Annotated in this window: 4 protein-coding genes; 3 read left to right on the forward strand and 1 reads right to left on the reverse strand. The window is 70.3% G+C overall.

Annotated elements, in window-relative coordinates:
• Nucleotides 1–750 precede the first annotated feature (750 nt).
• The 3 genes from ACFY3N_RS17470 to ACFY3N_RS17480 all read left to right on the forward strand — a co-directional run bounded on the left by ACFY3N_RS17470 (nucleotide 751) and on the right by ACFY3N_RS17480 (nucleotide 8,781).
• Complete coding sequence (locus ACFY3N_RS17470; RefSeq protein ID WP_390817560.1) at nucleotides 751–3,030, forward strand: tetratricopeptide repeat protein; 2,280 nt, start codon at nucleotides 751–753, stop codon at nucleotides 3,028–3,030.
• 1,126 nt (nucleotides 3,031–4,156) lie between these two features.
• Nucleotides 4,157–7,483 carry a right-handed parallel beta-helix repeat-containing protein gene (locus tag ACFY3N_RS17475; protein ID WP_390817561.1) on the forward strand — a complete coding sequence of 1,109 codons (3,327 nt, stop codon included), beginning with the start codon at nucleotides 4,157–4,159 and terminating at the stop codon, nucleotides 7,481–7,483.
• An 83-nt stretch (nucleotides 7,484–7,566) separates the two neighbouring features.
• Nucleotides 7,567–8,781, forward strand: coding sequence for a S8 family serine peptidase (locus tag ACFY3N_RS17480; protein ID WP_390817562.1), 1,215 nt, complete (start codon nucleotides 7,567–7,569; stop codon nucleotides 8,779–8,781).
• 376 nt (nucleotides 8,782–9,157) lie between these two features.
• On the opposite strand, the gene eccCa is transcribed toward ACFY3N_RS17480, so the two are convergent.
• Nucleotides 9,158–13,096, reverse strand: a complete 3,939-nt coding sequence (gene eccCa / locus ACFY3N_RS17485; protein WP_390817792.1) for a type VII secretion protein EccCa — start codon at nucleotides 13,094–13,096, stop codon at nucleotides 9,158–9,160.
• Nucleotides 13,097–13,174: the final 78 nt, after the last annotated feature.

Genomic DNA, 13,174 nt, shown 5'->3' on the forward strand with positions numbered 1-13,174 from the left:
GGATTTCGCGACTGAACGGTGGAGCGGCCGGTCGGACAGCGGGCCTCGCTCTCGGCGGGCGCTCGCCTGTGACGACGTGTACTCACGGAGGCCGGGATGGCGGCCGGGGCGACGCGGGATCGTTCGTCATGGGGGAGTGATGTGACGCTGCGGCACTCACCCGGGCCTCGAAGGCTCGGTTGGCGGCCGCGCACATGACGCTCATCAGGAACGTTCGCAGACGGGTGAGGGCTGGTCGGCCTGGACGAGGTTGCGCAGAGGTTTCATGAGTGGTTGTCCTTCGATGGGCGGAGCTTCCGTCGGCTTCGACTCCGTGACGTGGCGATCGGTCACGGGCGAGGGATGGCGAGGCACTGGCGTCTCTGCTTGTCAGGAAGTGTGCGCATCCGCCACGGCGGGCTGGCGCAGAAAGGCTGTGACGGCTTGGTACGGAACCGGCGCCGGCCGCACGTCTAGGAGGTCCGGCCGGGTTCGGCGGTGTAGTCGTCCCGACCGCGCGACGGGTCGGCGTCAAGCCGCAGGAACGTCCCCGTTGCGGTGCTCTGCGAGGGCTCACGACGCCACACGACACCCTCGACCTCTGAATTTCCTCGCATCGACAACTGGCGAGATCCAGGTGGGCCTCGTGGCGAACTAATCTGGTACCTCGACCCTTCCGCCACAGGTTCCCCCTTGTGGCGGAACTGAGTTCCTTCTGGCTGCGGGGACTCGGCGGGGTCGATCGCGTAAGGGCCTGGCGGAAGGCGTTCGGTGGACTCACAGCAGGATTTCGGGATGCAGTTGCGGACGTTCCGGCGCGTTCGGAGCTTGTCACTGACCCAGCTGTCGGCGTTGACCCACTTCAGCAAGGGGTATCTCAGCAAGATCGAGAACGGCGTGAGGCCGCCGACGCGCGAGCTCGCGGTTGCGTGCGACCGGGCCCTCGAACTGGACGGTGTGCTGGAAGCACTGGTGTCCGTTTCCCCGCCGAGAGCGGCGGTCGAGCGCAAAGCACCCGTTCCGGTCCCGGCTCAGCTGCCCTCTGCCGCATCGATGGTCGGCCGGTCGGAGACGGCTCGTGACCTGTTCGAGACGGTGACGGGCATGGCCGGTCGGACCGTGGTGATCGGCATCGACGGGATGGCCGGGGTGGGCAAGACCACGATGGCTCTGCATGTCGCGTACAGCCAGCGGGATCGCTACCCCGATGGTGCGTTGTACTGCGACCTGCAGGGCCACTCGGAGGCCGCGGCGCCGCTCCCGCCGGGACAGGTGCTCGGAGACTTCCTGCGTGCGCTGGGCGTTGAGGCCGACGTCATCCCCGACTCCACGGCCGAGCGTTCCAAATTGCTGCGCTCGACACTGAACGGGCGACGCGTCCTCATGGTGCTCGACAACGCGGCGACCAGCGCCCAGGTCCGCCCCCTGCTTCCCGGCGCGGCCGACTGTCTTGTGCTGGTCACGAGTCGCAGGCGGCTCGCCGGTCTTGCCGTCCACGACCACGCGCGTCTCCTCACGCTGGATCCGCTCGAAGACGAAGACGCGTTGGCGCTGTTGCGAGCCCGGGTCGGCGGAAGCCGGGTCGATTCCGAGCCAGGCGCGGCCGCGGACATCGTCCGATGGTGCGCGCGTCTTCCCCTTGCCCTGGCGATCGCCGCGGACCTGGCCGCCGAACGCCCTCACGTCGTGCTCGCCGACCTGGCGGCCGACTTGGCGCAGGAACCCAACCGGCTGAATCTGCTGGCCTCCGAGGAAGATCCGAGGACGGCAGTGAGCACCGCCTTCTCCCGGTCCTACGCCACTCTGGCCGCGCCGGCGGCCCGTGCGTTCCGCCTTCTCGCGCTGCACCCCGGGCGGGACATCAGCGCGGAGGCAGCCGGTGCCCTGCTGGGCACGACCGCCGAAGACGCCCGGCACCAGCTGCGTACGCTCGTGCGCGCACACCTGCTCACAGAGCCGACGCCACACCGCTACGGATTCCACGATCTGCTGCTCCTGTACGCGGTGGACAAGGCCAGACAGGAGGAGCCGGCCGAGACGCGCCGACAGACCATGCGTCGATCGCTGGAGTGGTATCTGCACACGGTGAGAGCCGCTTCGCAGGTGATCACTCCGAACCGCTGGCTGAATGAGCTGCGCGATGTGTCGCCTCCCGGTGACGGGGTGCCGACGTTCACCGAGCGCGCGCAGGCCCTGCTGTGGTGCGAGACCGAGCGGCGCAATCTGATCGCCGCAGTGGATGAGGCCGCCGCACTTGGAATGCACGCGGTGGCTTGGCAACTGGCCGCCGCGCTGGTCGGATTCCTCTATCTGCGCAAGCACCGTTCCGACTGGGATCATGTAACTCGGCTGGGGCTCGCCTCGGCCATGCAGGTCGAAGACCTGGAAGCCCGGGCTCGTATGCACACCTACCGGGGTGGCTCCTGCGCGGAGTCGCACGACTACACCGAAGCGACCGCTCAGTTCGAACAGGCGCTCAGCGTGTACCAAAGCCTCGGAGACACATGGGGACAGGTCAACGCGCTCAGTAATCTCGGTGACGTGAACCTCCGACAGGGGCGCTACGCCGAAGCCCTTGTGCACCTCGAGCCCGCCGCGGCTGCCGGACGCGATGTCCAGCAGCCCTGGATCATGGGGATCCTCCTCAACAACCTCGGTGAGGCGCGGGTCCACGTCGGCCGCTACCAGGAGGCAGTGACGGATCTTCAGCAGGCTCTCGTGATGCACCGGGAGATCGACAACACCTGGGTCGAGGCCATCACTCGTACGAACCTGGGCATTGCCCACTACCACCTCGCGGAACCGGAACAGGCGGTCACCTACTTCGATGAGGCCTTGCGACTCCACCATGCCGCCGGAAATGAGTGGGGAGAAGGCTGGACCCTCCACCACCACGCCCTGTGCCTTCAGAAGCAGGGTTACGGGGCCGAGGCGCTCGAGATGTGGAAGAAGGCGTTGACCGTGCTCGAATCTCTCGGCGACCCACTCGCCGAGACGGTCCGCGCCCACGTCGAGGAGTCGGCCCTCGGTCCACTGGGACCGGACGTGTGAATGCGTCCCCCATTGCAGCCTCCCTTCCGGCGTGATGCGTTCGGCGAGGTCGGGAACACCGGCCGGCTGCGTCCGGCGCGGATGGCGAACGACACGGGGTGCGTACGGTTGCGCAGCCCGTGGCGGCTCAGGAGGGCAGCCAGGGCGCTGATGACGGTGCGCGGAGAAGAGCTCGGCCCGACGGCGCGACCGCCTGCTCGGTCCTGTTCCGGAGGAACGGATCCCCGGCGATGGCTTCGCCCGCTCAGCGCCTCCCTGAGCACCGGCAAGTGAGGGTGGGGCGAGGCCGGCCGAGATCCGTGGGTCCGATGTCCGCGGAGCGGGCCACCGACGCGTCGGGTGGATCGTCGTGGACACTGCCGCATCGGGGCATGAGGCGGATGCGGTCATCGAACTGGTCTCCTCACTGGAGAATGCTCTCCTTCGGACGACAGGACGGGCACGGGCTTCGTGCTCGATGATTGCGCGCCGGGACGCGACCCTCCAGGGTTGCCAAGTGGACAACTGCGTTGGCGACGGCCGCGCCGTTGGGACCGGGACGCGTGGGCGTACGGTGCCGCGTGCGACCAGTCCGTCAGGCGCCGCAGGTCCTCGTCGGCCAGGAGGCCGACGAGGACCTGGGAGGGCGTTCAGGCGGACCTGACGCTCCCTGGGCAGGAGGCGTAGTCCTGGCGAGCCGCTCGACGGGCTGCTCGTCTGCTGCCCATGCTTTGGTGCCGCCGCCCAGGGGCGCTGCCTCGTAGGCAAGGCTCAGGGATACCCTTGCGCAGCAAAAGCTCGCTCGTGCCTGCTCGCCGCCTTTGTTCACCCCGTGAGTAAAGTCCCTGGCTGAAGGCGAGACGGTCGAAGTCGGCAGTCTCGTGGAACGTGCGATCCACACACGGCCGTCGGCCGGCAGGGAGCCGGCCGCTCGCCACTGGCAGCGGCGGGCGCCGGAATGGTGTGCAGTCGACCACCCCGCCGCAGAGCCGGCTTCGTGGTGAGATGGGTCCCGGCATGCCGTGCGGCGCGAAGTCGATGTCCCCATGGAGTAGTTCGACACCTCGGTACCGGCATGATGTCCCCGCCCATTCGTGGCACCAGGGGTCTCGCGGGCACCACGGTGCCGAACGGAGGAGGAAAGTGCGTGTCACGCCAGGTACTTGCGGTCAGCCCGGAGCGGCCCGACGGCTTTCGGACGATTGGTGAGGCTCTGGCCAGGGCGCGCAGTGGTGCTGTCGTCAGAGTCTCGCCCGGCATCTACACCGAGAACCTGACCATCACCACCCCGGTCACCATCGTGGCGGAGCAATCCCGTGGCACCGTGGAGATAGCACCGCGTCGCGGCAGCGCGATCGTGCTCAAGGCGGAGGCCGCGATGCTGACCGACCTGGTGCTGCGCGGACGGGACGAGGAGCTGCCGGTCGTCGACGCCCCGCGCGGGCAGGTCGCGATGGAGGGCTGCGAGATCACGGGCTCTGCCTGGACGGCCATGCTCGCCCGTGGCAGCGGTTCGCTCGCCCTCCGCGACTGCCGGGTCAGCAACCCGGGCGGTGCCGGGATCGTGGCCACCTCCGAGGTCGAGAGCTCCGTCGAGTCCTGCATCATCGAGCACCTCGGTACCACCGGGGTGGTGATCGGCGAACGAGGCCGGATCACGCTGCGTGGCTGCACCGTCCGCAACGCCCGCGGGAACGGCGTGCTTGCCAACGGAGAGTCCCAGGGATCGGTCGAGGAGTGCGACATCTCCTCGACCGACAAGCCGGCCATCGCCCTGGAGGGCAACAGCACAACTCGGGTGCTGCGCACGGTGGTCCACGACACGAGCACGGGCATCATGCTGAACAGCCGGGCCCGAACGGCACTCGAGGACGTGCGGGTCACCGGCACCACCGGTGTCGGCATCGCGGTCACCGGAGGCAGCAACCCGGTGCTGCGCCGTTGCCGGACCGCGCGTACCAAGGGGCATGGACTGCTGGTCGGCGACCGCTCCCGGGGCACGTTCGAGGACTGCTGGCTGGACGCCGCGCAATCCCCCGGGCTGCGCGTGAGCGGGCCGTCGTCTCCCGTGCTGGTCGGGCTCACCGTCCGGGACTGCGCCACGACCGCGGTGCTGCTGGAAGAGGAGTCGACGGCCGAGCTGGACCGCCTCGAGGTCATCGACGCCCAGGGAACGGGCGTTTCCATCCGCACGGGAGCCAATCCGCTGATCCGCCGGGCGCGGATCAGCGCTCCGCGCGGTCATGGTGTGGAGACCGTGAAGGACGGCCGGGGACGGCTGGAGGACTGCACCGTCGACGCGGCCGGCCGCTGCGGCATCAGGGTCGAGGACGACGGCAACCTGTACGTCGGCGGCGGCGCCGTCACCTCGGCTGCGGAATCGGGCCTGTCGATCGCCGCCGGGGGAATCGTGACCGTACGGGACCTGGAGATCACCGGTGCCAAGGACTCGGGTGTCACCGTCGACGAGGACGGCGAGGTGACCGCCACCCGCGTCCGGGTGGGCGGCAGCGGCCGCCACGGTGTCCGGATCGCCGAAGGCGGCCGCGGCTCGTTCAACTCCTGTGAGATCGGCGGCAGTTCCGGCGACGGGTTCCGCATCGAGTCCGCCGCGCCCGTCTCCGTCGTCAACTGCACCGTCCGGGACAACAGCGGCGGCGGGCTCCTCCAGTCCCGGCCCGGTGAGCGGCTCGCCGTCGAAGGGCTGGTCAGCACGGGCAACGGGAAGCAGGACTCCTGGGGCGCCGGGGCCGCCGGGGGCGCCGGCGACGGCGGAATAGGCGGTGAGGACGCGTGGCTGAGCCGTGAGGACGGTCCGCTGTCCGCCCTTGACGCCCTGATCGGCCTCGACAACGTGAAGCAGCAGGTGCGTACGCTGGTCAACCTCACGCGGCTGGCCCAGCATCGCACCCGGTTGGGCATGGCCGCTCCGCCGATGAGCCGTCACCTGGTCTTCGCGGGCCCGCCCGGCACCGGCAAAACCACGGTGGCCCGGCTCTACGGGACGATCCTGGCGGAACTCGGTGCGCTGCGCTCAGGTCACCTGGTGGAGGTCTCCCGGGCCGACCTGGTGGCACAGGTCATCGGTGGTACCGCCATCAAGACCACCGAGGCCTTCAACCGTGCTCTGGGGGGTGTCCTGTTCATCGACGAGGCGTACACCCTGCTGTCCGACGGCCGCGGTTCCGGCGCCGACTTCGGACGGGAAGCGGTCGACACGCTTCTCAAACTGATGGAGGACCACCGCGACGACGTGGTGGTGGTGGCCGCCGGCTACTCCGCCGAGATGCAGAGCTTCCTGGCATCCAATCCAGGTCTGGCTTCACGCTTCTCCCGCACCGTGGAGTTCGAGAACTATTCGGTGCCCGAACTGGTGGCCATCATGGAGAGCATGTGTGCGGGACACCAGTACGTGCTCGGTGCCGCCACGCGCAAGGCACTCACGGTGCATTTCGAGCGCATGCCCAAGGACGGGTCCTTCGGTAACGGCCGGGCCGCCCGTCAGGTGTTCGAGCAGATGGTGGACCGCCAGGCGTCCCGTCTGGCCACGCTCACCAACATGACGGCGGAGGACCTGCCACTGCTGCTGCCCGAGGATGTGGGGGAGGAAGCCGCACGAGCCGTCTCCGAGGAGGCCGCACCCGCGGACGGCGAGAACAACCCGCTGGCCCGACTCGGTGACCTGGTGGGACTGGCCGGCGTCAAGCGGGACGTCACCAACCTCGTCAACCTGCTGTCCGTCACGCGCCAGCGGGAGGCCGCGGGACTGCCCGCGCCGCAGATCAGCCACCACCTGGTCTTCACCGGCCCGCCCGGCACGGGCAAGACCACGGTGGCACGGCTCTACGGTGAGCTGCTCGTCTCGCTGGGCGTACTGCCCCGCGGCCAGCTCGTCGAGGTGGCCCGCGCCGACCTCGTCGGCCGGTACGTCGGCCATACGGCCCAACTCACCCGGGACGCCTTCGAACGGGCCCTGGGGGGCGTCCTGTTCGTCGACGAGGCGTACACGCTCACGCCCACCGGGCCGGGCTCCTCCTCGGACTTCGGGCAGGAGGCGGTGGACACTTTGCTGAAGCTCATGGAGGACCATCGGGACGAGGTGGTGGTCATCGTCGCCGGCTACACCGAGGAGATGGAGCGCTTCCTCTCCTCCAACCCGGGCCTCTCTTCCCGCTTCTCCCGGCGCGTCGGGTTCACCCACTACTCCTCGGACGAACTCGTCACCATCGTGCGGCAGCACGCGGCCACCTCCGGGTACGAGTGCGGGCCGGGCACCGGCCAGGTACTGCGGGCGTACTTCGAGTCGGTCCCGCGTGACCGCTCGTTCGGCAATGGGCGCCTGGCCCGCCAGGTCCTGGAAGGCATGATGACGCGCCAGGCCGGCCGCCTCAGCACGATGACCGCCCCCGGCGTGCAGGACCTGCGCCTGCTCCTTCCCCAGGACGTGGTGCAGGGGGAGGCCGTACCCGAGTGATGAGCGGCGGGTGAGGCGTCCGCGAAGCACACGAGGCCCAACGACCATGACCGGACACCGTCTACGTTTCCAGGATGCACGCCATGCGCCGTCACACGCTCCGCCACTCGTCGATGGCGGCCCTGCTCACTCTCCTGTCCACGTCCACGCTGGCCATGGGCGGCGCCGCGCAGGCCGGCGCCGCGGCCCGTGAGCCGGTGCGCCTGCCCGCGATGCCGTCCCGGCTGGCGGACGGGGCCGCCTGCACCGGCGGCTCGGAAAAGGTGATCGACGCGGTGCCTCGGGAGCAGCAGGACCTGCAGCTCGCCAGAGTGCGGCAGTTCGCCGACGGCGACGGGGTGACCGTGGCCGTCGTCGACACGGGGGTGTCGCCCAAGGCGCCGACGCTGAAGGGCAGGGTCGCCGCCATCGGCGAGGCCGACGACGACTGCGTCGGTCACGGCACCTTCGTGGCCGGGCTGATAGCCGCCACCCCTGCGGAAGGCTCCGGATTCTCCGGGGTGGCCCAGCAGGCGGATATCCTGGCCGTGTGGGGCACCGACGCCCGCGGCAGGGCGACCGACACCACGGTCGCGGCCGGTATCCGGGCGGCGGTGGACGCCGGAGCGGAAGTCGTCCAGGTGTCCCCGGCCCTGACCCGCAACTCCGCGAAGCTCACGAGTGCCGTCGCCCACGCCGCCGCCCACGACGTGCTGATCGTGGCCGCCGCCGTCCCCGACAGTCCCCAAAGCCCTGCCTCCGCCGCCCCGCCCAGGGACTACTGGCCCGCGGCCGAGCAGGGGGTGCTGTCCGTCATCGACCTCGGTGCGCAAGGCAGCCGTCCACGGGGCGCGCTCACGCCACGGCGTGCGGACCTCGCAGCACCGGGCGACGGCGTGGTCGGCATCGGCCCGGCGGGACGGGGCCACTTCGTCGGCTCGGGAGCGTCGCTCGCCGCCGGATACGTGGCCGGCACGGCCGCCCTCATCCGGTCCGCCCATCCCGAACTGACCGCCGGGGAGACGGCACGACGGCTGACCTCGACCGCTTACCCGGCGGGTGTGCCCCGGCTCGACGCGTACGGCGCCGTCACCACGGTCGCCGCCCCCTCCGCCGCGCCGGCGGAGGCGGCAGACGATTCCGAGCCGGTGCGGCTGCCGACGGATGAGGCGGGTGCCCGCGCGACACAGCGAGCTCTGGTGATGGTGGGCTCCGGCGCCGGTCTGCTCGTGTTCATGGCCTGGGCCGCCGTGATCGTCCCGAGAGGCCGTGCCCGCGGATGGCGGCCGGCCCGGGACGACGCTTCGACGACGACCTGAGACGAACGGCGGATCACCACCGCCGGGCACGGGCCTTCGCGTACCTGGGTCCGATTCTCCGACCGCCTGTTGCGCGAGCGGTTCCCGAAAGCCGTTGTCACCGGGGAAAAGGCGCCGGTCGGCGTCCGCGTATACGCAAGGCCGCTGTCCGGACCCGCGGGTCCGGACAGCGGCCTTTGCGCTTCATGGCCCCGGCGGCGCGCAGGGCACGGCCAGACACTGCCGGCCTCCCACCGTTCAGGCGATCCACACGGCGACGAGCGACCCCGGGGGCGCGGGTTCACCCGCGCCCCCGGAACCGGCAGACCCTCGAACCGCATCCGCACACGTCGACCGGGACGAAACGCCGCCCCGCGCGAGGTCGCTTCTCGCCCGGCTACTCCCCGGCCTGTCCGCCGACGATGGCCGTCTGCATCAGTACGGCCTTGCGGCGGGCGATGTAACGTGCCCGGCCGGGCGGCAGGTTGCGTGGCTTGATGTTGTCGAAGACGTAACCCTCCGACGGCGGACACGACATCAGCAGGCCCGGGGTGTTGACCTCGTCGAGGCGCCTGAGCAACTGGTCGCCGAGGCCCCGGCCGGCACCGGTCGCGGAACGCAGCACCACCAGGTGAAGTCCCACCTCGTGTCCCAGAGCCAGGTAATCGAGAAGGGCCTCGAACGGGTGGTCCATGATGCCGCCGGAGCCGACCATGTCGTAGTCGTCCACGAGCACGAACAGCCGTGGTCCCGTCCACCAGTCCGCGAGCCGCATCCGGGCCGGGGAGATGTCCTCACCGGGGAGGCGGGTCTTGAGGGCCCTGGCCGCTCCGGCCATCAGCTCCTTCAGGGGATCGAGTGACACCGCGTGCCCGAGGCGGTACGCCTCCGGGACCGCCTCGGCCAGTTCACGCCGGTAGTCCACCACCAGGATGCGCGCTTCACTCGGGCTGTAGCGGGCGGTGATCGCCGAGGCGACCAGCCGCAGCAGATTGGTCTTGCCGCTTTCGGTGTCTCCGATGCCCACCAGGTGGGGCGTGCGGCTGAAGTCGTGCCACACCGGCGACAGGGTCTCCTCGTCGAGCCCGAGAGGAATCCGCAGTCCGTCCGCCAGTTCCGGTTCCGGCAGTTGCGTGGCGGGCAACCGGTGCGGCAGCATCCGCACCGGCGGCGCGGAAGGCCCCGCCCAGTGCTCGGCGACCTGTTCCACCAGCGCGGCAACCCCGTCGCTGAGATCGTCGGAGGTCTCCCGGCCGTCGATACGCGGCAGGGCGGTCAGGAAGTGCAGCTTGCTGTCGACCGTCAGTCCGCGGCCGGGGCTGCGCGGCACGGTGGCGGCCTTGCGGATGTCGACCACGGAATCCATCGAGTCGCCCAGCCGCAGCTCCAGCCGGGTGGCCATCTGGTCACGCAGCTGGGACGACAGCTCCATCCATCGCGCGGTGGAGACGACCAGGTGGATGCCGTAGTTCAGGCCCTGGGACGCGATCTGGCCGAAAGCGGGCAGGAGCGCGTCGAACTCCTGACGCATCGTGCCCCACCCGTCCACCACCAGGAAGACGTCACCATGGGATTCGTCCTCGAACTCCCCGGCCGCACGGCGTCTGCGGTAGGTCGCCATCGAGTCGATGCCGTGGTCGAGGAAGAGCTGTTCGCGGTGGTCGAGCACGGCCGTGACCTCGGCCACCGCGCGGCTGATCCGCTCGCCGTCCATCCGGTTCGCCACTCCACCGACGTGCGGCAGGCCGGCCAGCCCGGCCAGCGTGCCGCCACCCAGATCCAGGCAGTAGAACTGCACTTCGCGCGGCGTGTGGGTGAGCGCGAGAGCCGCGATCAGGGTACGCAGCACCGTCGACTTGCCGCTCTGTGAACCACCCGCGACAGCGATGTGCCCACCGCTGCCCGAGAGATCCACCACGAGCGGATCACGCCGCTGCTCGAACGGCCTGTCCACCAGCCCGACCGGCACCCGCAGAGAGCCGACGCCCGGCCAGCCGGCGGAGACGAGCCCGCGCTCCGGATCGGCGGTCAGCCCCGGCAGCAGGGAGTCCAGGGCCGGCGGCTCGGCCAGCGGCGGAAGCCACACCCGGAGGGCCGGCAGCCCCGCCCCCCGCAGCCGCTCCACGGCGACCGACAGCAACGACGCCCCGTTCCCGTTCTCCTCGGCCTGCTCCTCCTCCGGCTCTGCTTCCGGCAGCTCAGCAGGCGCGCGCGGCACCACATAACCGGCCGTCCACGGAACCACCTGGCTGGCGACCCGCGCCTGGGCCACCGCCCCGCGCCGCGGTTGGTACACCCCGGACACGTACGCCGCCCGGAACCGGGTCAGCGCGTCCACGCCGCTCTTGAGGAAACCGGCGCCCGGCTGCGACGGCAGCTGGTAGGCGTCCGGCACGCCCAGTACGCCACGGCTCTCCATGGCGGAGAAGGTACGCAGACCGATGCGGTAGGACAGGTGGCTCTCCAGCTGGTGCATACGCCCTTCGTCGAGGCGCTGCGACGCCAGCAGCAGATGGACGCCGAGGGAACGGCCCAGCCGGCCGATCATCACGAACAGCTCCATGAAGTCCCGGTGTGCCGAGAGCAGTTCGCTGAACTCGTCGACGACGATGAACAGGCTCGGCAGCGGATCCAACGGCGTCCCCGCGGCGCGGGCTTTCTCGTACTCGAGCGCCGAGGAGTAGTTGCCGGCCGCCCGGAGAAGTTCCTGACGGCGTATCAGCTCGCCGTGCAGGGCGTCCCGCATCCGCTCGACCAGGGCGGCCTCGTCGGCCAGGTTGGTGATCACGGCAGAGGTGTGCGGCAGTTCGTCCAGGCCGAGGAACGTGGCGCCGCCCTTGAAGTCCACCAGGACGAAGTTCAGGGTCTCCGAGGAGTTCGTCAGCGCCAGGCCCAGCACCAAGGTGCGCAGCAACTCGCTCTTGCCCGAACCGGTCGCGCCGATCAGCATGCCGTGCGGACCCATGCCCCCCTGCGCCGCCTCCTTGATGTCCAGCTCCACCGGAACTCCGTCGCCACCCACCGCGATCGGGACCCGCAGCCGGGCGGCGCCCTTGTTGCGCCCCCACAGAGCGGCCGGCTGATGACGGGACAGGTCGGGGATTCCCAGCAGAGCCGTCAGCTCCACATCCGTCGACAGCGGCTCGGCGGTCTCCGTGGTCAGCCCCGTGCGATACGGGGCGAGCATCCGCGCAAGGGCCTCGGCGCCGACCGGACCGACCGCGTCGGGACGACCCAGCGGGGTCGACTGCTCCTTGCGGTTCCGGTCCGTGCGCACCAGCCGCACCCCGTCCGGCTGCACATCCAGCCGCAGCGTCGTTCGTCCCGGACGCCACCGCAGGGACTCCGACAGGTCGAACACGATCACGTTGCGGAACCCGGGGCCGTCGAGCCGGTGCCCGGACGGCACCTGGACCCCGTCCACCACGAGCACGGTGAACGGCTCGTCGCGGCCGGGCACGGCCTCGGGGTCGAATGCCGGACGCTCGGTGAACTCCCCTCCGAGCAGGTCCTCCAGGCCGTTGAAGTCCGACGCCACCATGCGGGCCGGCCCGGCGCCGTCCTGCTCGTGCGGGTGCAGGTTGTGCGGCAGCCACTTGACCCAGTCCCACTCGGCCCGGCGCTCGTCGCCGACGGCCAGCGCGATCCGCACGTCCTCGGGGGTGTGGAAGAGAGCCAGTTGGCACAGGGCGGCCCGCGCCATGCCGCGCACCGCCGCCTCGTCCCCGCGCAGCAGCACCCGTGCCCAGGACCGCAGGTAGAGCGCGATGGGCTGGTCCGGCACGGTGCTGTAGGCGCGCATGAACCGTCGCAGCGCGTGTGCTGACAGGGGCTCGAGGTCCTCCACCGGCTTGGTGGACAGCGGGGTCAACCGCAGCGCCAGTTGCTGGTCACCGACGGCCACCCGCACCTCGGCGAAGTCGTCATCCTTGACCCGGCGCTCCCAGAGCCGAGTCGTCCGCACCAGCGAACGCATCGACGCCGGCTCCGGGTGACGCCAGGCGAGCGCCAGTTGCTGCTCGATCACAGCCCGGTGGACCTGCCGCCGGGTCTGCGTCAGGTAGCGCAGATAGTCCCGGCGCTCGCCCCTGAGACGCTGTTTGCGCTCGCTGCTCTGGCGCATCACCTGGCCGATCATCATCACCGCCGAGGCCAGGACCATGATGCCCAGGGCGATGTACGTGAAGACACTGCCGGACCCGCCGGGCCGCAGGAAAGCCAGCATCATGGAAACGGACATCATCGCCATGGGCAGATACGTCCACACCGCCGAGCTGTCCGGCACGGTCTCCGGCAGCGTCGGCGGCTCCTGGAGGGTCAGTTCACCCTCGGGCATGTCCGGCCCGCGCCGACGGGCAGGGCGACGGAAAAGGACGATACTCAACTACTGACTCCTTAACGAGCGCACGGCTCC

Source organism: Streptomyces sp. NPDC000348 (genome assembly GCF_042898795.1).
GTDB lineage: Bacteria > Actinomycetota > Actinomycetes > Streptomycetales > Streptomycetaceae > Streptomyces.

Coding starts and splice junctions, on each gene's coding strand:
- ACFY3N_RS17480 (WP_390817562.1), top strand. CDS start 7,567: ATGCGCCGTCACACGCTCCGCCACTCGTCGATGGCGGCCCTGCTCACT.
- eccCa (WP_390817792.1), bottom strand. CDS start 13,096: ATGCCCGAGGGTGAACTGACCCTCCAGGAGCCGCCGACGCTGCCGGAG.